The organism is Pantoea sp. CFCC18177 (assembly GCF_059412425.1).
Genome location: NZ_JBNBPL010000009.1, coordinates 117,246 through 140,364 on the forward strand (window position 1 = coordinate 117,246; position 23,119 = coordinate 140,364).

General features: G+C 53.9%; 15 protein-coding genes and 1 pseudogene. 7 read left to right on the forward strand and 9 right to left on the reverse strand.

Annotation, left to right across the window (positions count from 1 at the left end):
* The first annotated feature begins 464 nt into the window (after positions 1-464).
* From idnD to ACPUC8_RS11710, 3 genes are all read left to right on the forward strand, one after another.
* Positions 465-1,496, forward strand: a complete 1,032-nt coding sequence (gene idnD, locus ACPUC8_RS11700; protein WP_494926345.1) for an L-idonate 5-dehydrogenase — start codon at positions 465-467, stop codon at positions 1,494-1,496.
* 9 nt (positions 1,497-1,505) lie between these two features.
* Positions 1,506-2,270 carry a gluconate 5-dehydrogenase gene (gene idnO, locus ACPUC8_RS11705; protein WP_039328492.1) on the forward strand — a complete coding sequence of 255 codons (765 nt, stop codon included), beginning with the start codon at positions 1,506-1,508 and terminating at the stop codon, positions 2,268-2,270.
* Positions 2,271-2,349: 79 nt separating this feature from the next.
* On the forward strand, positions 2,350-3,669 hold the full coding sequence (locus tag ACPUC8_RS11710; protein ID WP_039328493.1) for a gluconate:H+ symporter: 1,320 nt from the start codon (positions 2,350-2,352) through the stop codon (positions 3,667-3,669).
* Positions 3,670-3,698: 29 nt separating this feature from the next.
* Here the strand turns inward: ACPUC8_RS11710 and ACPUC8_RS11715 are convergent, their stop codons facing one another.
* A complete protein-coding gene (locus ACPUC8_RS11715) occupies positions 3,699-4,409 on the reverse strand; it encodes a purine nucleoside phosphorylase YfiH/LACC1 family protein (protein ID WP_494926346.1) in 711 nt (236 codons plus the stop codon).
* A gap of 109 nt (positions 4,410-4,518) precedes the next feature.
* Here ACPUC8_RS11715 and ACPUC8_RS11720 point away from each other — a divergent pair, with 109 nt between their 5' ends.
* From ACPUC8_RS11720 to ACPUC8_RS11735, 4 genes and pseudogenes are all read left to right on the forward strand, one after another.
* Positions 4,519-5,328: a 5'-nucleotidase, lipoprotein e(P4) family gene (locus tag ACPUC8_RS11720; protein WP_039328497.1), complete on the forward strand. Its 810-nt coding sequence runs from the start codon at positions 4,519-4,521 to the stop codon at positions 5,326-5,328.
* Between the two features lie 587 nt (positions 5,329-5,915).
* Positions 5,916-6,038 (forward strand): annotated as a pseudogene (locus tag ACPUC8_RS11725) (carbonic anhydrase); the annotation flags it as partial.
* 44 nt (positions 6,039-6,082) lie between these two features.
* The gene (locus ACPUC8_RS11730) at positions 6,083-7,558 is read left to right on the forward strand and encodes a SulP family inorganic anion transporter (protein WP_494926347.1); all 1,476 of its coding nucleotides are present in this window, start codon (positions 6,083-6,085) and stop codon (positions 7,556-7,558) included.
* 229 nt (positions 7,559-7,787) lie between these two features.
* The gene (locus tag ACPUC8_RS11735) at positions 7,788-9,212 is read left to right on the forward strand and encodes a GGDEF domain-containing protein (protein ID WP_039328501.1); all 1,425 of its coding nucleotides are present in this window, start codon (positions 7,788-7,790) and stop codon (positions 9,210-9,212) included.
* A 450-nt stretch (positions 9,213-9,662) separates the two neighbouring features.
* On the opposite strand, the gene ddlA is transcribed toward ACPUC8_RS11735, so the two are convergent.
* From ddlA to ACPUC8_RS11775, 8 genes are all read right to left on the reverse strand, one after another.
* Positions 9,663-10,757 (reverse strand): D-alanine--D-alanine ligase, encoded by a 1,095-nt coding sequence (gene ddlA / locus ACPUC8_RS11740; protein WP_494926348.1) that lies wholly within the window; start codon positions 10,755-10,757, stop codon positions 9,663-9,665.
* Positions 10,758-10,850: 93 nt separating this feature from the next.
* Positions 10,851-12,437, reverse strand: a complete 1,587-nt coding sequence (locus ACPUC8_RS11745) for an SUMF1/EgtB/PvdO family nonheme iron enzyme (protein WP_494926349.1) — start codon at positions 12,435-12,437, stop codon at positions 10,851-10,853.
* 34 nt (positions 12,438-12,471) lie between these two features.
* Positions 12,472-13,686, reverse strand: coding sequence for an ABC transporter permease (locus tag ACPUC8_RS11750; protein WP_494926350.1), 1,215 nt, complete (start codon positions 13,684-13,686; stop codon positions 12,472-12,474).
* Positions 13,676-14,404: an ABC transporter ATP-binding protein gene (locus ACPUC8_RS11755; protein ID WP_494926351.1), complete on the reverse strand. Its 729-nt coding sequence runs from the start codon at positions 14,402-14,404 to the stop codon at positions 13,676-13,678. The genes ACPUC8_RS11750 and ACPUC8_RS11755 overlap by 11 nt, the downstream gene beginning before the upstream one ends.
* Entirely contained in the window at positions 14,404-16,365 is a 1,962-nt protein-coding gene (locus tag ACPUC8_RS11760; RefSeq protein WP_058968879.1) for a vWA domain-containing protein, read from the reverse strand. The genes ACPUC8_RS11755 and ACPUC8_RS11760 overlap by 1 nt, the downstream gene beginning before the upstream one ends.
* Positions 16,362-17,348: a hypothetical protein gene (locus tag ACPUC8_RS11765; RefSeq protein WP_494926352.1), complete on the reverse strand. Its 987-nt coding sequence runs from the start codon at positions 17,346-17,348 to the stop codon at positions 16,362-16,364. The genes ACPUC8_RS11760 and ACPUC8_RS11765 overlap by 4 nt, the downstream gene beginning before the upstream one ends.
* Entirely contained in the window at positions 17,342-20,035 is a 2,694-nt protein-coding gene (locus ACPUC8_RS11770) for a putative virulence factor (RefSeq protein WP_494926353.1), read from the reverse strand. The genes ACPUC8_RS11765 and ACPUC8_RS11770 overlap by 7 nt, the downstream gene beginning before the upstream one ends.
* Positions 20,035-23,103 (reverse strand): virulence factor SrfB, encoded by a 3,069-nt coding sequence (locus ACPUC8_RS11775; RefSeq protein ID WP_494926354.1) that lies wholly within the window; start codon positions 23,101-23,103, stop codon positions 20,035-20,037. The genes ACPUC8_RS11770 and ACPUC8_RS11775 overlap by 1 nt, the downstream gene beginning before the upstream one ends.
* Positions 23,104-23,119: the final 16 nt, after the last annotated feature.

The following is a 23,119-nucleotide window of genomic DNA, read 5'->3' on the forward strand; positions in this document are numbered from 1 at the left end:
GTCTCAGAAAGTGGTCGGATGAGTGAACTGTAGCGGGAAAAGGGCGGGATGGAAATTCGCGGCGTTCAGGCTGTGAGAAACCTCAAAAAAAGCAGGGCGGCAAGTCGCAAGCGAAAGGTTCGGACTCCTTCGCCAGGCACGGGAAGAAACCTGCGCGCCCTGTAATAACATGAAGATGCGGGCTAATGAATTAGCTCTATAGTTATGACTCCTGTCAGATTCAATCTAAACAACATTCCCGGGTGAGGGTGTGGCGATAATGGCACAACCGTTCCCGCTTAATCCCCCAGACCGTTCTTGGTTTTCGCCAGAAAAAAGTGATCCAGCTTCCATCTTCAGCACGAGTAGTTCACGTTCCAGGTAACAGCTTTTTCGTAACATGATTTTGAGTGATCTGGTTCACAGTTTTGTCGTGCGGATCCCGTTGTTATGGCGCCATTGCAACAGCACCAAATGGGGAAATCATGAATATCGAAACACAATCCTGCGTGATCACCGGTAAAAAACAGGTCAGCGTCGCGCAGCAGCAGGTGAAGTGGGAGGGTAAAGGCACGCTGGTGCGGATTACGCGCGGCGGCATCTGCGGTTCTGATCTGCACTACTACCAGGAAGGCAAGGTCGGCAATTTTGAAGTCAAAATGCCGATGATCCTCGGCCATGAAGTCATCGGTCAGGTGGTCGAAAGTGATGATCCTAACCTCAAGCAGGATCAGAAAGTGGCGGTCAACCCTTCCAAACCCTGTGGCGAGTGCAAATACTGCCAGCGCGACCAGGAAAACCAGTGCACCTCCATGCGCTTCTTCGGCAGCGCCATGTATGTACCGCATGTGGATGGCGGTTTCACCCAATACAAAGTGGTGGACAGCAAGCAGTGTGTTCCCTTCCCACAGGACGCTGATGAAACGGTGATGGTGTTTGCCGAGCCGCTGGCGGTGTGCATTCATGCTACGCATCAGGCGGGCGATCTCACCGGCATGCACGTATTTATCTCTGGCGTGGGGCCGATTGGCTGCTTGATTGCCGCCGCCGCCAAAGCGCGCGGTGCCGCTTCAGTGGTGTGCAGCGATATCAGTGAGCGTTCACTGAACATGGCATTGCAGATGGGCGCGAGCGAGGTGATCCATGCCGCCGACGGCGATTTCACGCCGTATCTGGCGGACAAAGGCTATTTCGATGTGGCGTTTGAAGCGTCTGGCCATCCGTCTTCACTGCAGCGCTGTCTGGATGTGGTGTGCGCCAAAGGCACGCTGGTGCAGGTCGGCATGGGCGGCACCATCCCGAACTTCCCGATTATGGCGCTGATTGCTAAAGAGATTCAGCTGGTCGGCTCTTTCCGCTTCACGCACGAGTTCAACATCGCCGTGGAGTGGCTGGCGACCGGCGTAGTACAACCACTGCCGTTGTTCAGCGGTGAATATGATTTGCAGGACATCGATGCAGCATTGCAGTTTGCCGGGGACAAAACCCGTGCAGCGAAAGTTCAGTTAACCTTTTAAGGAGCAGTGATGAGTCAGTTATTTTCCCTCGAAGGCAAACGTGTATTGCTCACCGGTTCTGCGCGCGGCATCGGCTTTCTGCTGGCACGGGGTTTAGGTGAAGCCGGCGCGGAAGTGATTATTAACGCCACCACCGCTGAGGGCGCAGAGAAGGGCGCAGAGAAATTACGCGAGTTGGGCCTGCGCGCGCACGCCAAAGCCTTTGATGTGACGCAGTCTGCCCAGGTGCAACAAGCGGTGGATGAGATTGAAGCGGAGTGGGGGCCGATCGATATTCTGGTCAACAATGCCGGTATTCAGCGTCGTCGTCCATTCCTGGAATTCCCGGAGCAGGACTGGAATGACGTGATTGCCGTTAACCAGACCGCGGTATTTTTGGTGTCACAAACCGTGGCGAAGAAAATGGTCGATCGTCAACGCGGCAAGATCATCAATATTGGTTCGATGCAGAGCGAATTGGGCCGCGACACTATCACGCCTTATGCTGCCTCAAAAGGGGCGGTGACCATGTTGACGCGCGGCATGTGCGTCGAGCTGGCACGCCATAATATCCAGGTGAACGCCATCGCACCGGGCTACTTTGTCACTGAAATGACGCAGGCGCTGGCCGACGATCCGGCCTTCACCGGCTGGCTCACCAAACGCACTCCAGCTGCTCGTTGGGGTAAACCGGAAGAGCTGATTGGTGCGGCTGTGTTCCTCGCTTCTGGTGCCTCTAATTTTGTGAATGGTCATCTGCTGTTTGTTGATGGCGGTATGCGCGTCGCCGTGTAATGCCATGGCGCGGCTGGCATTATTGCCGGGCCGCGCCTAAACCTTAATCACCCCTCTGTATTTCTAAGGATAATAAAAAATGCCAATAACCATTATTGTGCTGGGTGTGATACTGCTGCTGGTGTTAATGATTGTATTTAAGGTCAACGGCTTCATTGCGTTGGTGTTTGTCTCCGCGGTGGTCGGGATTGCCGAAGGCATGACGCCGCTTAACGTGATGGCCTCGATCCAGAAAGGTATCGGTTCGACGCTCGGCGGATTAGCGATGATCCTCGGCTTCGGTGCCATGCTCGGGCGGCTGGTATCGGATACCGGTGCGGCACAGCGTGTTGCCACCACCTTGATTGCGGCCTTTGGTAAGGAACGGCTGCAGTGGGCGCTGGTGGTCACCGGCTTGATCGTCGGCCTGGCGATGTTCTACGAAGTGGGCTTCGTGTTGCTGCTGCCGCTGGTGTTCACCATCGTCGCCGCGGCCGGTTTGCCCCTGCTGTACGTCGGCGTACCGATGGTGGCTGCGCTCTCCGTGACGCACTGCTTCCTGCCGCCGCATCCCGGCCCAACCGCTATCGCCACCATCTTTGGAGCGAATCTCGGTACTACCTTGCTGTACGGCATGATCATCACCATTCCTACGGTGATCGTGGCTGGGCCGATCTTCTCGAAATTCCTCAAGAGCTTTGAGAAGTCGCCGCCGGAAGGGTTGTACAACCCTAAAATCTTCAGTGAAGAGGAGATGCCAGGCTTCGGCATCAGTATCTTTGCGGCGGTGATCCCCGTGGTGCTGATGGCGATTGCCGCAGTCTTTGAGCTGACCACGCCGAAAGAGAACCCGCTGCGCCAGTTCTTTGAGTTCATCGGCAACCCAGCGGTGGCGCTGTTTATCGCGGTGGTGATTGCGGTGCTGACGTTGGGCCTGCGCAATGGACGCAAGATGGAAGAGGTGATGGATATGTGCGGCGAGTCGATTGCCGCCATCGCCATGATCGTGTTCATTATTGCTGGCGGCGGTGCCTTTAAGCAGGTGCTGGTGGACAGCGGCGTCGGTAACTACATTGCCGACATGATGAAAGGATCGTCGCTCTCTCCGCTGTTGATGTGCTGGACCGTGGCCGCCATGCTGCGTATCGCACTGGGATCGGCAACCGTGGCGGCGATCACTACGGCGGGGATCGTCACGCCGATCATTGCTGCGACCCATGCCGATCCGGCATTGATGGTGCTGGCGGTGGGATCGGGCAGTGTGATCGCCTCACACGTTAACGATCCTGGTTTCTGGCTGTTCAAGGGTTACTTCAACCTCAGCGTGGTGGAAACCCTGAAAACCTGGACAGTGATGGAGACGCTGATCTCTATCCTCGGCCTGGCGGGAGTACTGGCGCTCAACGCCATCATCCACTGAGGTCACGGCTTCACAGGGACGTGAAGCCATCAGTCCCGGCGGCGAATCCACGAAAAACGTGACTGGAAGCCGCTGTCAAAATGGGTGTTGAAGCGATAGCTCGATCCCGACTCTGCCATGCAATAGGTGCACACATTCAGCAGCTCAATGTGTTGCGCCGCCATACCGCGCTGTAACAACAATCCCCGTGCCAGATGCGGCAAATCAAACCAGACACCCTGATGATGCGCGCGGGCCTGCGGACGGATCGCCGCGCTATTTTGCGGTTGCTGGTTGGCCCATTTTAATTCAGGCAAATCATCACGCTGCTGCATCTCTGCCACTAAATCCTTACCCAACTCATAGCAGCATGGCCCAATCGCCGGGCCGATGGCGACACGCAGCGTGTCAGGGCGAGCGCCGCGCGCCAGCAGGCCATCAATCGCGCTGTTCAGCACGCCTGCCAGCGTCCCTTTTAATCCGGCGTGCACCGCCGCAACCAGATGGTGCTGGGTATCGGCAAACAGCACCGGCAGGCAGTCTGCGGTATAGACCGCCACGGGCAGGTGATCCTCACTGATTACGCCATCCGATTCACAGCTTTTCGGCGGCTGATTCTGCGTCGCCAGCACCACGGTGGCGGTATGGCGCTGCTGGCCGTAAGCGGCATTGGTGGGCACCGGTTGGCCCGCAGGCTGAAAGGCATAATCAAGCCATGGCAGAGCATCAAGCAGGGTTGAGCGCGGTCCGGCATGTGACATAAGTGTCTCCTTTGACTGGGCGGCAGCTTTCTTCTGCCCACAGCTTACGTTAACTGCTACATTTTTAAAGCTTTACACAAACTGACCATAATCACTTAAGGATGAAATGATGAAAAACACCACATTGCTGGCGGCGTCCGGCATGCTTGCGCTGCTGCTGACAGGATGCGCACAACCCGCCAAACAGCAGGCTCAGCAGCAACTCAGCCAGCAATCGGTATTGGCGGTGAACTGGTTCCAGCAGTCTGGGGAATATCAGGCGTTAAGCTGGCAGGCATTCAACAGCGCCCGTATGGCATTTGATGCCGCCCCTTCGCTGGCGGGCAAGCCTAAAGCGGTGATTGTCGATCTGGATGAAACCATGATCGATAACAGCGCCTACAGCGCATGGCAGGCGAAAAACGGTCAGCCGTTCTCCGGTAAAACCTGGTCCGCCTGGACTCAGGCGCGTCAGGCCACTGCGGTGCCGGGCGCAGTAGAGTTTGCCAACTACGTGAACAGTCATGGCGGCACCATGTTCTACGTTTCTAACCGCGACCAAAAGGATTACGCGGCGACAGTGGATAACCTCAACAAGCTGGGCTTCAGCGGTGTCAGCGACCAAACCGTGCGCCTCAGCACCGGAAATTCCAACAAACAGGATCGTTTTGATGCCATCAAAAATGCGGGCTACAACGTGGTGCTGTATGTGGGCGATAATCTGAATGACTTCGGCGGTGGAACCTGGCATCAGGGCAATGCGCAACGCCAGCAGTTTGTCAGCCTTAATCACCAGCGTTTTGGCACCCAGTTTATCGTGCTGCCTAATCCGCTGTACGGTGACTGGGAGAGCGGCATGGCGGAAAACTACAACAAGCTGACGCCGGAACAGCAGCTGCAGGTCCGTGAAGCTCGCCTGAAAGCGTGGAACGGTAAATAATTCGTCAAGCGAAATAGCGCCTGTCTGGCAGGCGCTATTAATCCTTTATTCAGGGCCAGTCATATTTACTTTTCTTCGTCATTATTACTTCCCTCATTATTTTCCTGATATCTTGCTTTGTTGTTGGTAGTATTTTAGAGAAAAATGCCGCTAATTTAATATTCGTCCAGTGAATCACTCTAATCATAAATTTTATAATTAAGATTTTTCTCACCCCAAAATGTTTATATCACCATACCAGTACATAGGCATAAAGAGAGTGCGTGTATATTTTTGTCATTTCATTTGAAATGAATGATTTAAATCTCGTCTTAATTGGTTGATATTTATTTAATATGCTGATTTTCAAGCCAACTCTCTCGCTTGCACTAAATTACGTTCGAATGACATTTTTTGACGTTAATTTTACAGAGCGTGTTGTTTTATGGCGCATGGAAATATTCAGCATGCAACACCAAGCATTAGCAGCTATAAACAATTTCTGTGAAGGAGCACGGATTTTGCCTTCCATCGCCTGTCCTTGCGGCTTTTAAACTCCTGTGGCTCAGCCTGAAAATCCTATTTCTGGCAGTAGAGAAAAGATAATTATGACGACACTAAAACCCTTATTAGCGAAAAATCGCAGCGTGGCATTACAACGCCTTGAGCACAATCCAGATTATTTTGCGCAATATCTGCATCAGCAGAAACCACATTCGTTGTGGATCGGTCAGCTGAAACAGCTGGCCCAGCCATTTACCGAGGGACCTGTGCCATGAATCTAAATACACTGCGTCAGGATGTGCCCGCCGGGCTGGTGGTGTTTTTGGTGGCGTTGCCACTCTGTTTAGGCATTGCGCAGGCCAGCGGTCTGCCGCCCTTTGCCGGACTGCTTACCGGCGTGATCGGTGGCCTGCTGGTCACCTCGCTGAGTCCATCACGCTTTGCGGTCAGTGGCCCGGCAGCGGGTCTGGTCACCATTGTGGTCGCGTCGATCGAGACACTCGGCAGCTTCTCCGCTTTTCTCACCGCATTGATTCTGGCGGGCGTGTTGCAGTGCCTGTTCGGCGTGCTGCGCGCCGGTCGCTTTATTTCCCTGGTGCCAAGCAGCGTGATAAAAGGGATGTTGGCGGCCATCGGTATTCTGTTGATTATGCAGCAGATCCCTGTCGCACTCGGTGCAGCGGGGGATGCCGAGCTGGTCTCGCTGGTGCAGGGCGATTTCCAGTTTTCTCTCAGTGCGATGCTGGTTGCAGGCATCGGCCTGGCGATTTTGTGGCTGTGGACCACTCCCGTAGTGAAGTCGGTTAAGGCGCTGGGCTGGATCCCGGGGCCGTTAGTCGCGGTGCTGTTCGGTTGTATGGCGACGCTGTTTGGCGATCGCCTGTTCCCAAGCCTGGCGGGCGGGCTACCCCGCATTGTCTTGCCGGCCTTTGACAGCCTGTCGGCACTGGCGGCTGAACTGGAAACGCCGGACTGGCTGGCATGGCAAAATCCGTCGGTTTGGGTGGTCGCCGTGACGCTGGCGTTGGTGGCAAGCCTGGAAACTTTGCTGAGCCAGGAGGCATTGAAAAAGTTGCGTTCTCAGCATCCGGCACCGTCACCTAACAAAGAGATGTTCGCCCAAGGCGTTGGCAACCTGACGGCTGGCTTGCTGGGTGCGATGCCGATCACTGCCGTGATTGTCCGCAGCTCGGTGAACGTCAGCGTCGGGGCGCAAAGCAAGCTCTCCATCTTGATCCACGGCGCGCTGTTGTTGATTTGCGGGCTGTGGTTCAGCGATCTGCTAAATACCATTCCGTTAGCCAGCCTCGCGGCCGTGCTGTTGTACACCGGCTACAAGCTGGCGACGCCGCGCCTGTTCGTTGAGCAATTCCGCATGGGGGCGCAGCAGTACGTTCCTTTTCTCGCCACCATTGGCGGCATTATCGTGTTTGGCATGTTGGCGGGCATTGGCATCGGGATCGCCACGCAGATCCTCTACAGCATTTATAAGAGCCATCGTAATGCGTTGCAGTTAACCCGTCATGACGATCATTACGTCCTCCGCTTCCAGCAGAATCTGACCTTTATGCACAACCCGAAATTGCAGGGTTTGCTGGCGGAGATCCCAGAAAACAGCACGGTGATTGTCGACCACGATAACGCCAGCTACATGGACCCGGACGTCAAAGCGGTTCTGAAGGATTTCGGTGAAAACGCCCCTCAGCGTGGTATTCGTCTGAGTCAGTGGCCAGTTGCGGTGAAATAGCAATATCACTTTGCTTAATAACGGGTTTTTAAGGTAAAAATCGGATATCTCGGATATCCGATTTTTTTATTTGCAGGGCATAATTGCAGCGATTGAGCACCCCCAGTCGCAGAGTAGGTTGACGAACACCCGCTTAATTGCCGAATCATCACACGGGTATTTCAGGTTTAATGCTTGCTGATGCCCGTGGGCAGAGAGCAGCGATTTCCAGGTTACAGGGTTCAGACGTATGCGCGTTAAGCTGTTTGCTGAGAATAATTTAAAAAAGAATGCACTCTCGCTGTTCCTCATTACGCTTTTCTTCTGCTTTATTGGCAGCCATTTGCGTGTTCCTGAGGAATTTTCACTGTTTTGGCCGGTGAACGCACTGATTGCCGGTTTGATGGTGCGTAATCCATTCCTGCATACCACCTCCAGTTATCTGGTGTGTTTTGCTGCGATGATTTTTAACGACACGGTGTTCTCAGGCTGGGCGCTGCCCGCCGTCACGGTCAACTTCGCCAATATCCTGTTTATCCTTGTTTCAGTCAGTATGCTGATTAAGCATCTGCAACCGCCTTCGGCTAACAGCCAGGTGTTCAATGCGATGCGCATCTTCCCGGCCTGTTTTCTCGGGGCCGCAGCCTGTGCGACCTGGGGCGCATGGGCGCAGGATATCGATTTCAATGCACGCTTTGTGGTGGCCTGGGGTGACTGGTTTAGCGAGCAGTTCTCCACCTCATTAATGCTGTTACCGGTGATGCTGGCGCGTTCGCTGCGCAGCGTTTCCCCGCGTGCCTTGCTGCATCCCGGCAAGCTGTTACCGCTGGCGGCGGTGGTGCTCTCATTAACCATGGGCGCGTTGATTGGTGGCGCAGGCAGCCTGACTTTCCCGGTGCCGGCATTGATCTGGTGCGCCATCGTGTTACCGATTCCTGTTACAAGCTTGGTGATCCTGATTACCGGCATCACTGAGATCGTTCTCGTTTCACATGGTGTGATGAATATTCAGGGCGATGACGCACTGCTGCCTATCAGCCACCTGACTTCAGCGCGCTTGGGCGTTGCCACCGTGGCCTTAAGCCCACTGTTGGTGGCGGTGAGCATGGATGCAGTCCGCCAGCTCAACCATCGCCTGGCGCTACGCGCTAACTTTGATTTTCTTACCCAGTTACTGTCGCGTTCAGGTTTATATGAAAGTCTGAAGCAGGAGCCTTTCTCCCTGCAGCGTGAAGCGGGTGTTGTGATGCTGGATGTCGACTATTTCAAAGCGATTAACGACAACTTCGGCCATGATGCCGGTGATGGCGTATTGGAGGAGATTGCGCGCCGCATCCAGAAAGTGGTGGGGAATCGCGGCATGGTGTGTCGCTTTGGCGGCGAGGAGTTTGTGGTGGTAGTGTTCGACTACAGCCACCTGCAACTGTATCAACTGGCGGAAGCCATCCGTCAGGCGATGGTCAAAGAGAAGTTCTGGATTCAGGGCAACACCGTGACCGTGACTGCCAGTTTAGGTCTGGCGCGCGGCAGTGGCATCAACGAACGCGAGTGGCCAAGCTTGATCAATCGCCTGGTGTCAGCGGCGGATAAGAATCTCTATCTCTCGAAACGCAATGGCCGCAATCAAACCTCTCCGGCGATGGAACCCCGCAGCATGGTGAATGACGTAGCCTGAGGTACGCAAATGCGCAATAAATTGCACCGCGACGGTTGGGGAGCATGTTGATGCCATCACTGGCTGCAGCGCAAATGCGCAATAAATAGCGCCGCTACGGTTGGTGAGCATATTGATGTCATCACTGGCTGCAGCGCAAATGCGCAATAAATTGTGCCGCGACGGTTGGGGAGCATATTGATGCGAACACCGGCCACAGCAATGACCATGCTAAAAGCCCCGTAAAGGCCAGCCCGAAGAGCAAAGCGTCCGCCGCCGGGAGCGGCGGCCGATCTGCATGGATGCGTGATTCCTTTGCGATCGGGCTGGCCTTTATGGGGCCGTGCACGATACCCACAGCAACCTAAGCCAGACCAGCAAAAAGTGTTACCTATGTGCCCGGTCTGGTCTGTTACCCACGTGCTCGGTTGTACCCTCATGCGCACCAGGAAACGGCTCAAATCTTACTGATTAAACGCTGCTTTTTAACTGGCTGCTCTGCTGATGGCGCGCCTGCGCCAGCTCAATCAACCGCGTAATCAAATCGCTGTAACTCAATCCTGCCGCCTGCCATAACTTCGGATACATGCTGATATTGGTGAAGCCCGGCAAGGTATTCACCTCGTTCACCACAATCTCGCCACGCTCCGTCAGGAACACATCCACGCGCGCCATGCCGAAGCACTCCAGCGCCTGGAAAGCGCGGATCGCCACCTCACGAATCGCGGTGCTTTCTTGCTCAGTGATGGCAGCAGGCACCACGATTTGTGCGCCGTCTGCGCTGATATATTTGGTGTCGTAGGAGTAAAAGGCATCATGCACCACCACTTCACCGCACGGGCTGGCTTCTGGTTCATCATTACCCAGCACCGCACACTCAATCTCGCGACCTTTGATGCCTTGTTCGATCAGCACTTTGCGATCGAAGGTAAAGGCCAGATCAAGCGCTGTCGCCAAATCTTCAACGCGATCCACTTTACTCACGCCGACGGACGAACCCTGATTGGCTGGCTTGATAAACAGCGGTAATCCAAACTGATCGACCACGGCTTGCGCATCCAGACGAGCACGCTGCGCCTGAGTGACGCTGATCCAGGGTGCCACTTTCAATCCCGCATCACGCAGCAAGCGCTTGGTGAAGTCTTTGTCCATGCTCACCGCCGATCCCAGCACATCCGAACCGACAAACGGCAGATTCGCCATGCGCAGCAAGCCCTGCAGCGATCCATCTTCACCCAGGGTGCCGTGAACGATCGGGAAGATCACATCCAGCTGTGACAGCGGTTGTGCCTGCTGGCGGCTAATCAGCTGCTGCGAGGCACTACCCGGCACCAGCGCCACGTTTTCGCCTGATCGGTTCAGGGCAATCAACGCTGGGTTATCGGCATTCAGCAGAAAGCCTGATGCCTCATTCAGATGCCACTCGCCCTGTTTATCAATGCCCAGCAACATCACCTCATATTTGCTCTTATCAATCGCTTCGAGGATGTTTTTCGCTGATTGTAACGACACTTCATGCTCAGCAGACTTGCCGCCAAACACGATTCCTACACGTTGTTTTGCCATTGCTGTTGATCCGGTTGCGGTAGAGCGAGTGGGTAAGATAGCACGGCGATAAAAGGCATCAACAGTGCGGGTAGGGCCACTCCCGGTCTTCAGCTACTTTTCCTGAGCGATAGCCTGTGGAGCGGCGTTGATCTTTTTGCAGCTGTCCAGCCAGCCTGCGGTATCAATCTTGCCGTTCTCCAGATACTTCTGCTGGTTCTGCCAGTGGGCTGCGAGGAAAGGCTTCAGCCCTGAAAGACGTTTGTTCAACGTGAGCATTTGATCAAACACCGTGACTTCGTGTTGCAACCCCTCTTTCCCATACAGGGTGGCCGCATCGACAAGGCTGCTGGCGTAATACCCTGTCAGCTGTTGCAGCCTGTCCGATTGCTCGCCCAGTTTAGTTTTACGGATGGCGCAACTGGTATCGCTGGCGTCTTTGTTCTTACACAGCAGTTCGTAGTTATGGTTCAGGAAATCAAGGAAACGGCCATCATCCTGCAACTTGGTGCAGAGGAAAGAGCCTAAATTCAGGCTGGCGCGGATAGACTGGTCGCGCTCTTCCTGTTGTTTCTGATTACTGGCACGCAGCTGATTTTCTAGGTCTTTCAGCTTCTGCTTCAGGGCGGCATCGTCGACATTCGACGCAAGACTGCCCAGTGCTTTAGCCGTGTCTTTTGCCGCTTCGCCTTTTGTAGTGTCAGCCTGATTTTCAGCCCCAAGGTTTTCCCAGCTTTTTTCCAGCAGTTTAACTTTGTCCGGTGAGGTAATGGTTGGTGCCACCAGAACCAAGCGCATGCCGATCGTTTTACTGATGGAAGGCGTGGCCTGATCGTAGTAATTCACTTCTTTGCGGGTCGCGCTGCGAATTTCTGTTGGGCCAGAGAGGAAATTGCCACCCCGTACTACGAAGCCTCCGGCTTGTCCATGCAGGCGATTAAGCTTATTGAGATAAAATGGATTGAACATCATCTCTGACACGTTGCCCAGCATGTCATACAAACCCAGTGGATTAGGCTGCAATAGCCCAATGAGTTGTACGCGGCCATTTGAAGACTGCGCGCCGGAATACCACTCATAGTTCTTCATATCGTCCATCGGGTAATGCTGATCGCGGAATTCGGCGCTATTAACTTTCAGGCCACCGCGCGCGGCGAATTCCCATTCGACTTCTGTCGGCAAGCGTAAGAATCCTGCATCACCATCTTCTTGTGGCAACTTATCCATGGCATGGGTGCGTAGCCACTGGTTGTATTTATCGGCGGCGCTGACGGCATCAAACCAACTGATCCCCGTGATGGGTAAACTGAGCTTGCGCGAAGGCGTCGGGCAAGTGCCTTCTGTTAATGCCTGATACTGCAAAGTCGTCAGTTCATATTTCGCCATCAGGTAATAGCGCCCCTTGGCTTTTTTATCCGTGAAGCTGCCGGCGATGAATGCGGGGTAAGTGTGTTCTATCACGCCCCAATCCCCACTGTCCTGGCCCAGCGTAATCGGCAGATCATCCAGTGGACCTGCCATTGGGATCTCGACTCGACGGAACACCATTGAGCCTTCGCAGGGCATTGGCAAGACGATATCTTCGCTATCCGGTTTGGGATTCCAGCTATTTTCCGTCCACGGCTCTGCCAGAGCAGAAGAGACGTTGGCAAGTAGGCCAAAAACTAACCAGTACGGCAGTGAAGCAGGCGTTAAGGTCACGAAAAGTCTCCGCTAATCATCAATGAGTAAAAAATCACACTTCACGCAGGCTTTGCGCAGGTTCAATGTTAATGGCCCGGTAAGCCCCAATGCTGGCAACAATCAGTGCGACCACCACGGTCATGACCATGGCCATCAGGCTGTGGGTCAGGGTTATTTTGCACAACATTTGGTCGGTCGCCTGGCTCCCGGCTAGTGCTCGGTTAAATATCTGGCTGGCGATAAGATAGATGCCGTAGCCGCCCACATAAGCCAACAGGCTCAGTAAGCAACCCTGCATAATGACGTACCCGCCTACCGCCGGGCCGGTAAAGCCCAGCAGCCGCAGTACGGCAATGTGTTTGCGCTTGCGATCGACGTTAGCGATAAACGATCCAACCAGAGAGGCAATGCAGCCAATCAGCGCAGTGCCGGCAATAATGTTAAAAATCAACCCCAACACCCGGTTGATACTTTTCACATTCTCGATATCGGCAAGTCGGCTGGAGGTTTCGATGCGTTGCACACGCAGGTCGCGTTCCAGGCTAGCCACATGGTCAATGCTTTTGGCATATAATCTGGCGCGTGCATAACGGGTTGGTTGAGGGCTTAATGGCTGCCCGGTACTCACCCCGAGCGCCGGGATGGCGTAACCGTCTCTGAAGTGCTCCAGCATCAACAGCAAGGAAGAGGACGTAAACATCGCTGACCGGTTGAAATAGGTGGCAGGTAATATGCCAACGACCAACAGGCTTTTTCGTCCCCACTCCTGACGCCCATCCAGCTGGCGACTGACGCGTAGCGTCACGGTATCACCCGCTTTCACCGCCAATTTACGCGCAGCTTCTTGCGTTAATACCACCTCATTTTCCTGCTGAACCTTGAGCTTGCCCAACAGCGGATCACCCACATCGGTGGGGATCACCTCGGCATTTTCGATGAAATGGGTACTATCCACCTGCAGGTCAGCAAGGGTGTTGAGTGAACGTGTCTGACCAATAGCAAAACCCACGTCGGGACGCTGGCGCAGCTTGGCTATCCACTCGGGATCATAATTGCCGCTGCTTAACATCCTGATTTCCAGGTTACGAGGATCGTTGGCGAGCTCATCTTGTAACTGGCTGACGATGCCAAAACGCAGGCCGAATAGCAGCAGAAGTGGGGCAATCACCGCAACCAAGGATGAAGCAATACAAAAAGAGATCATGCGGTCGTGCCAGAGATCTTGCAGTGCCAGACGCCCTAACAGCAGGGTACGGTTACAGGACAAAGTGAGTTCCCCTTTGGGGTAGTACCCCTGACCGATCTGAGGCTCCTGAGCCAGGGCGTGCAACGAGGCAGGATAAATTGAAACGTTGCACCAGTGGCCAATCGTGGCACACAACCAGCGCCATCATATTTTCCTGAGCAACCAGATCAATAAACAGGCTAAACAGTTGCTGCGCATTATGTGGGTCGAGAGCCGCGGTGGGTTCATCGGCCAGCACCAATGCGGGGCGATGTAGAATGGCGCGGGCAAATGCGGTTCGCTGTCTTTCACCAAAGGACAATTGCGCCGGGTACTTGCTCAACAGAGGGGCCAGTTTCAGCGCATCAATCACTCTGCTCAGCATGGCCTTATCCGGCGTCATACCAAGCAGTTGGCACGGCAGTGTGATGTTGTCCTGCACGCTCAGAAAAGGGAGCAGGCCGCCATTTTGCAGCACAAATCCGAGATGGCGTGCGCGGATCTCGGCCAGTTCCGCTTGCTGATTGTGAGTAAGCAGCGAGGCAATATCGAGCGATGTCTTACCCTGAAGTGTGAAACGGCTAATGCTCGCAGGGCTGAGTAGTAAGCCAATAGCCTCAAGCAGGGTGCTTTTGCCACAACCACTTTCTCCGGTTACCGCCATCACCTGGCCTGGCCGCAGGCTTAGCTGCGGCAGGTAAACAGGGTGAGCGTGATCCCCCTCGCCACGGATAACGCACAAGTCGTCGATATGTAGCATCAGGGCATCATTTCCAGCGGTACTGGATAGACGCGGTCGCGCGGGTCACTCCCTTTGGCGAGTTCTACCCAGCGATCAACATCGGCATTGTATTTCTGGTAATAGCGTAGTTTCGTCGACAGCGTACGAATGAATTTCTCTTGCGACAAACCATCCCAGCTTTTCCATGTCTCTTCATCGAGGTTAAGCACGTCGCTCTTATAGGGGAGGTCAGCAAGATACTCCCCTAAAACGCCGAGATCGTTGATTTTGGCGTTGTCCTGCTGTTTCAACTGGTTAGGATCCGCCCCCATGGTGGCCGCTACGGTGCGCAAGCGTTCAAACATCTTGTTGGGTGAGATCATGCCTTCGTTGGCCGCTTGCAGGATCTGGCTTACAACATCGCTTAAATCGCTCAATTGCCCTTTGGTCAACAGCACACGCACGTCGGTCGTGGGGATATTTTGTTTGATAAGATCGCGATCGCTGATCCAGGCCTTAAACACCAGGGGGGCCTGAGTGTCATTCTTTTTACCCAGCCAGGCCAATTGCATGGCGTGTCCAATCAGCGCCGTGTCTTCCAGCAATTTATTTTCTGGCGTTGGCTTCTTGCCATCATCTTTAGAATAGAGTGCACTGCCGATAGCCGGATCGCCCATGTAGGCAGCTTTCACCTGTTCTGTTATCGCGCCTGCAAGTGTATCGACCTGTTGCCCAAAGGTTTTTAAGTCACCGGCATCAACGGACTGGTAAAGGTTGGACTGAGTACTGTCGAAATTGGAGAGATCCCGGTACTGGCCTTCTGCCTTCGCATGGTCCTCTTTACCCGACGGCGTTTTGAGATGCAGGGTATAAATCGCAATCCCTTTATTCCCCGCCTCCAGACGCAGCTGTTTGGCATCAAGCCCCGTGGCAGAAAGTTTGTTGCTACCATCGATGGCACCGGCGTCGGTAATTAAGACGATGTAACGCGCACCAAATGGGCTCCAGTCGATGTTATCTATCGCTGACATGACACCGGAGTATGCATCTTCATCGTATAACGAGCTGGATACTTTGGCCTCTTTGAGTCCGGCAACTTTCTTTAGGAAGTCCTCTCCATCCTTCACCTGGTTAGGATCGGCGAAGATTTTTGATGTGAACTCCAGACCCGGCACCGCTTTGGTGTTGGAGCGGAAGGAAACCAGACCAAATTTCACCTGGTCTTGCAGATGTTCCTGCTTAATCTTGTCATAGATTTTGTTAACCGCTTCTTTGGTGCGATCGATATACGGGCCCATTGAGAGGGTCGAGTCGATAACAAAAACCACCGATGCATTAAAACCTTTCAACTGCTTAACATCATCGGCTTGTTGCTCTTTAGGATCCGCCTTACTCACTGACGCGACGTTTAGCAAGCGAGTATAAAAGCCACTCTCCGTCATCACCTCTTCACCGCTGAGGATGGGCAACAAGTAGAACTGCTTTTGCAGATCGACAAAGTATTCCGGCTCCTGCGCCAGCACACCCTCAGCCTGGCCATCGCGTTTCAGATGGGCGCGCAGCGGCGCAACGATCGAGACGGGATCGGGCGCGTTGAGGATATCCTCCAGGTTTTTTTTGTCTTTGAAGAACACTAAACGGTCACGGTTCGCCGGGTTGGTAAACGCCAGTGTCAGCTGCATTTTCCAGTCAACGGTGCAGGACTGCGGCAGCCAGCCAATGGTTTTGCCATAGCTGTCTGGCCCCACTTTGACCCAACTCTGACCGTTGACTTCTGCTTTTTGATAAACATAAAAGCTACTAAACGCGGGTTGAAATTCGCCTTTCTCATCACCTGCAGCGCTACCCAGTTTGCAACCGGGTGTCGTCAGTACGCGTTGGAATAAGGTTTTTTTCCCTTCTTGAAGAAGAGGTTTGTCTCCCTCTGCGGCAAAGCTATGGCTGGTGAGTAACAGGCCGCAAATTGGCAATAAGAGCCGAAGAAGATGCTTTGTTATCATTTTCTCAACTCCGCAAGACGTTGCTTCGCTCTCTGGTTTTCGGGATCGGCTTGCAGCACGGTGTCGTACCAGTAAGCGGCGGTATCGGCGTCTGGTGTTTTAAAACATTCGCTGGATTGGTGATCCTGCGGATCATATTCACCGGCATAAGCGAGGGCGATTTTGGCATCCCCCGCCTGGGCACTGTGCGCATACAGGCGCTGAGCCACACCGCATTTCTTAGCGTCTTTGGCCGCCTGAATGATGGTCAGCAACTTGTCACTGTCGAGTTTCTGTTGCACGCAGTTTTGCACAAAATCGAGCTCACTTTGGCTCTTCAGGTTTGCAGGAGAACACTCACTGGCATTCGCTGGGGCATTCGCCGTAGCTGCCTGTGGCTCTGGCTGTTTCTCGGTGGCTGGCGCGGTGTCGTTGCCGCGGCCCATAAACCACCAGAGCGCACCGGCGGCGATCAACAGCAACAAAAAGATGGCAACGATGATCGGTACCAATGAGGTCTTGCGTTTGGGGCGTGCTATTTTCGGCGCGGATTCGGGTTCGGGTTCGGGTTTGGGTTCAGTGACCACAGGAGGTTCTGTGGAGGGGCCCTCGGTGTTCAGCACACTTCTTCCGCCGTAATGGGCCGTCTGGCCGCGGGCATCAGAGGATAATAGCGTATCGCGCGCCAGTTGCAGGGTAGTGCTACGGGATTCACCGGATGCTAACTGCCCCTGAATTTGCACCTGACTAGGGCTAGCCAGCAGAGGGTCAAGTAAGTCCGGGCCAATACGGAACGCGCTACCCTTATCTAATGGATAACCGCCCGTGACGGTAAACACATGCGGCGCAGGGCTCCAGGTGCCGCTGGGCTGCAGATAGTTCTGCTCGTTGTTGCACAACGTAAAGTTGAGAGTTGACAGTAGGTCGTCCTGGCCACGCAGGCGAACCATCAGTTGCGCATAACCCGGTTCCGCCGGATCGCAGGGGAAAATTTTAGCTAGCATGGCAGATTCTCTTGTTTCATTTGACCGATGATCTGGCCAAGTTGCTGGTTTTGTTCAATGGAGATATCGCGCGTGGCACTGTGGCCCGCATTATCCAAAGTGATACTCATCAGTGCTGATAGCCAGTCTCCCATATAGGCAACGCCTGGCTGAGGGGCGACTGCTGGCAATTGCGGCAGTTCATCGCTGGCAAGAGAAACCTGGCGGGCAAACACCTTTTTCTTCTCGCCGACATAGCTATTAGGGATTTGCGATTCAGGGAGTGTGAGGTAGCCAAACCAGGCAATAAAGTCACGTATTGCCAGCTGGGCACGCTGTGTCTGGCGTGCCAGTAGCTGCTGGCGCAGCGTGCCCGCCTGCTCCTGACCGGCCAGCGCACGTTTGAGTGTGCCTTCCAGATCCAGACGCGTAGCAGCGGTCACCAACTCTTCACACAACTGATTGACTGTTTCAGGGTTGATCGCCAGCTGTTGCCAGTAGGCAGTTTGCTGCGACAACTCTCGCAGATGAGCTACCCAGGCTTTAAATGCCTGATGAGCGAATTCGTCGTCCCGACCAATGCGTTCCACTACGGGCGCAACAGCGGCGAGCGGCTCTTCCGTGGGGGTATCTCCAAAAGGATTACTGGCAAAAGGATTGCTGCCAAAGGGGTGGGTTGCAAAAGCATTCTGCGGGCGTGACTCAACCCCTGTTTGCGGCTCTTGCTCCTGATCGCGAATGCTCAGATAGATGTTGTGTAATTCATGAGAGGGCAGGTCTAAACGGCTAATCAGCGCCCCTAAATTCTGTGGTCTGGCGGACAGGCCCTGCCACAGATCTTTGGCAATGGCTTGCTTTTTACTGAGCTGGCCATCGCCATCATGCTGGTACCAGCGACCGAGACGTTTTTCCGCGGTTTCGATGCGGCACTGCTTTAACTGCTCACGCAGACGTTCCAGTTTGAAGTCGAGATGGGCAACGCCATGTAGCGCTTTGGTCAGCCGGGAGATCCCACCATCATTCAGCTTAAGCATCTCCTGCCATGCTTCGTTAGGAGCGGCAACGTGAAGATGCACATTATTACGGGTGACGAAGGCACGACCCATGGTATCGATCACATCATGATAACGTTCAGTGATCGCCACCTCTTTAAGGGTTTCCTGTCCAGGCACAGTGTCGAGCGTCAGGAACGGCGTATCCATGCCGGGTTTGCGCACCAGAAAACAGTTATCAAACGGCTTGCCAGGCGACCACTCTTTTAACCAGTCATATTGAGCAAAACGCTCCAGTAGCGTCATGTGCATCATGCCTTCCCAGGCTTCATTTAACTGACTCTCTGTTTTCTTCAGATTGTCATTGATGCGCATATCACACATGGTAATTGCCCAGAACAGGCCGGCTTTGCTGTTGCCGCGTTCTTCGGCGGTTTTGCCCTGCGTCTTCTCGACCCAACGCGTCAGTACCGGACCGACATCGGACACATCACTCTGTTTAAACGAGCTGGCGCACACCACCAGGGCGTTCATCTCCTGGTTGTCGGTATAGCGTTCAAAAAGATAGGCGACCTTACCGCGTAGCAGAAGTTGCGATACTGGATTTTGACCAGCCTGAGCCGCATCTTTTAAAGCGAGGAGTTTGAGACGGCCGCGATAGCCAGGGAAGTCGAGTAAATCGACCTGCTCCATCACACTGTTTGGGGTGACTTCCGCCAGTGGGAAGATGAGTTCAGAGGTCAGTGCCGCGAGCTCGGCTTGTGACAAATGCGCGCTGCCGGTTTGTTTATCCTCGTTCCAGAAGCGTATTTCAACGGGACGATCCTGGCTTGAACCGAGACGATTCAAACTATCAACATTCATAATGCTGCCGTTGCTATGATCAATAAGCGTTTCTAGCGGGGCAAACACCATTTTTGCGTGGTTGAGTTTTGTCAGCACATGGGCCAATGAACGATATGTCTCAGTCAGCTCTGGCTGCTCCCCCCATAGTAGAGAGAACAGATCTGCACGCTCGTGCGGGTTGAGCGCGGGTGCGATTTTCAGCACTTGCGGCCACCAGGCATGCTCAAGCTTTTCTACCGATTTTTTGAATGACGCATTGAGATAATCCCACAGCGCAACAACGTCCTCACGGCTGACACCATTTTTGGCATCAGACTGGACAGCACGCTGCAAGAAAGGGCGCAGGGATGCTTCAATGCGGTTTTCATCAAGCTGGTCATTGAGATGCTCATGGTTAAAGTCATTGAACCAGGTATTCGCGAGAATCTTGGCCAGATCTATTTCACTGAACAGGCGTAAAGGAATCGGGTAACCCTGCGGCGCTTCAGGTGCATGGCGGGTAAAGCGCGTCACCAGACCGGTGGCCTCTTTTCCGCCGCCAACCGGGTTAACTTCTTTAATAAAGTCCACCACCCGGGTGCCATATCGCGCTTCCAGCTCGCCATTGCTACCGGCCGCAAGCGCCGAGATAAGGTAGGACTTACCCGCTTGCGAGATGCCAAAGAAGCCCACGGTCATTGGCGTGGTAGAGACCTGTGAAAGGCTGTTTGCCAGATTACGGGTACGTAACAGACTGAGGTTAAGCTGGTCGGCTTCGTTATCCAGGCGGCGAGAACCGGTGCGCACCGCTTCCACCCAACTCAATGCATCCTGACTGCCCTGAGCGATAGCAGCCCAACCATATTGCATTGCTTTTTGTTCGTTATTCATTATTTTTTCACGCTCCCGCTATCGAGCCAGTGACGGCTATCAATCAGTCCTGTGTCGGGCAGGGTATTCAGCTCCAGCTCAACATCATTCTTTCCAAAGGATTTATCGGTGTTGCTGCTCACCTCAGCGATGGTGAGACGATCGCTAATGAGCCCCAATTTGCGAGCAGCTTTACCTTTATCAATTGTCAGCCGGACCTTGAGATAGGGGGAACCACTGTCTGTGGAGGCCGCTTTCGAGAATTTTTCACGTCCTGACTCACTGAAACGCAGTGTGTATAAAGGTGAAGCAGACCAGCGCTCCGCGTCGAGTTGCCGATAACCCAAGCGCAGGTCGCCACGCATCACGATGCTTGCCGTTGTTGCTTCTCCTTCCTCGTTCATGAACTCCGGCAAGATGATTTGCCCATCTTCAGATTTGATATGACGATAGATAATGTCGGCATCGTGGATCAGGCTATCCATATCAATGGTGCCGATATGGCGAATGGTGGAGTAAGGTTTCAGCGCCGAAATATGGAAGTGGAAGTTTGGAATGCTATGGTTCGCACACAGCTGCGACAGCATTGCGCCAACCGATGCGGTGCTTTTAGGATCGTGGATATGGCCGTTTTTATGGAAGGGATACCAGGTGCCGGTCTGATAGCCGTGCAGGGCCAGAATGCGTCCCGGCGGTAGCGGCAGATTGCGGCGGATAATGGCCTGGATACCCGGTAATTGCGACGGACGCCCTGTTAGCAGCAGCAGATCACAGTGGTAGCAGGATAAAACTTCGCACAGTGCAGTAAGCACTTTATCGATGTTGAATTTACCTGAGCACACATCGTTGTGCATTTTCGCCAGCGTAATATTGAGAGTGATGTCAGCCAGCGTGAAGCCCTCTGGGCCTCCTGCCTTTTTCACTTCTCGCATGACAAAATTCTCAACTTCGCTACTGATACTGCCTTTAGGCAGTAGTTCACTGACACGCTGATTGATCACCAGATGGGTGTGTTCATCTTGTGGATCATACTGCTCATAGCAGGCCAGGATATGCAGTGCCAAAGGCACAAACAGCTGCAAACTGAGTTGCTGGCGCAATACTGCTTCTGCGGCACTGATATTTTGTGAACCGCACAAGTGAGACATCAGTGTTTCGACCGAGCGAACACCTGCTTCACGCAGCGACAGCTCAAAAGCCGGTAGGACGTAGCACTGAATCACATCAAGCAGAATGTCATCGCCAGCGATTTTGAAGCTGTCGCGAAAACGCTGGTGGGGGATGATATGCACGTTTGCGCCACCGCCGGACACACCATTACGATCCAGACGATAGTCAGTAATGACCAAGTCGGTTGTGCCGCCACCAATATCAATAGACGCAATCGTGAGCGTCTCGCGATCCTGGCGATCTGGACGTCCTAGCGTATTGAAAAATACTTCAGGGTGGCCGGCAAAGTTCTGATTGATCTCCGTGTAGAGATAAACCAGTTGAGCACAGGAGGCTTCATCCCACTCTACGCGGATTTTAGGCAGCGGGATCCTGATGCTGCTTTTGCTGTGCTCTGCCTGCTCATCTTCATAGGGATCATTCTCACCCGTGTGCCAGCGCAGAGATTTCCACACTAAACCGACGGCCTGGCGCATTCGAGTATCAAGGATGCAGCGTTCCGCCATCGGCATGCCTGGCGGAACCGTCAAAATGATATGACGAAGCTGGCGCGGGAGACCGGCATGGCCTTCACGAATGCGCTGCTCAGGGCTGTTGATCTGGCTGATGGCCTGGGTCAAGACCTCGGCTAACATGAAGGTCATCAGGGAACTGCGTGAGTAGCGAGGCGTGAAGACCGGGATGCGATCCATCTCATCTTCAATGGTGTGAAGCGCTTCGCCTTTCTCATCGATGAGATTCGCAAACGGGGCGGCAGTGGCAAGCGGGTTGCTCTCCTGCGCCGAGCTGTTATTGAAGCGCCAGCCCTGACCATAGAACTTTTCGTCCCACAGATACCGTTTTGGGCTGGATAAGCCAGTGGAACCTTCACTTCCACGACGGCGTGACGCTAAACGGCTGGCTTCGCCGCCAATACGGGCGATGGTTGGCCACTGAAACGCGTCGTGGCGGCCACTGCGTACTGAGTAAAGATCTTTGCCAAAAAACGCCTGCGCAAATTCGACCTTGCTTTCAAAGGGTTCGGTATAGATGTGTTCAGGCGAACTCAGATCCCGAAGTTTGAGCACATAGTTGTGCATCAACCCGGATCCTGACTGCCCGTGATCTTCAATTAAGATGCCGCAGGTACGGGAATTACCGACATCAAGAATCAGATCGACAGGGATCGGTTTAATGGCATTCACTTCCCGATTGGCGATGACCTTAAACTGCGGTAGTGCGATGACCGGTTCCGTTTCGGTCTGCAAACCTTCCAGCGGAACCGCCATCAAGGAGAGCAGATTGAGATAATGCGCCAGCGGATACTGCTGGGCGATCTCATCCTCACGCTCGTCGATATCTTTGCCCTTGCTGGCCTCTTTAAAGATATCGACCAGCCAGTCTTTGACCCAATCCTGAGTTAAATACCAGTTGAGTGCGTAAGTGGCCGTGGCCACCGCAAAGGTCGCGCCCGCATTGACATCCTCATGATTCGGGCTGAGATCAGCTGCTGACTGTTGTTTGGCCATGATGCGGGTATCAATGGCTACCGTCATACGGTGACTATGGCCATCCATATCAGGTTCAGGCAGCTTAACGATGCGGAACCGGGCCCAGTTGAGCGGCCCTTCCTGATAGATATTGGGCAAACTAAAGCGGAACAGGGGAAGCGGCAACCATACGCTGTCCAGCATTTTCAGGCTCTGCTCAACGGGAATATCGTATTGGCTTTTGGCTTTCTCAATATTGTCAGGCGTCGGCTGATAGAAGTAGTAATCGCGCGGCTCGTTATAGATCAAACGGGTAAGAACGCCATTGGCGAGTTTGACAAACTCCCCAGCGGGCAGACGTTTGAGGTTTAACCCGAAATCCATAAACTGAATTCCGGAGTCTCCGACCAGGGTGATCTGGCGATCAAAAGAAACAATCTCAGGCAACATAATTTATTCGTCCCTG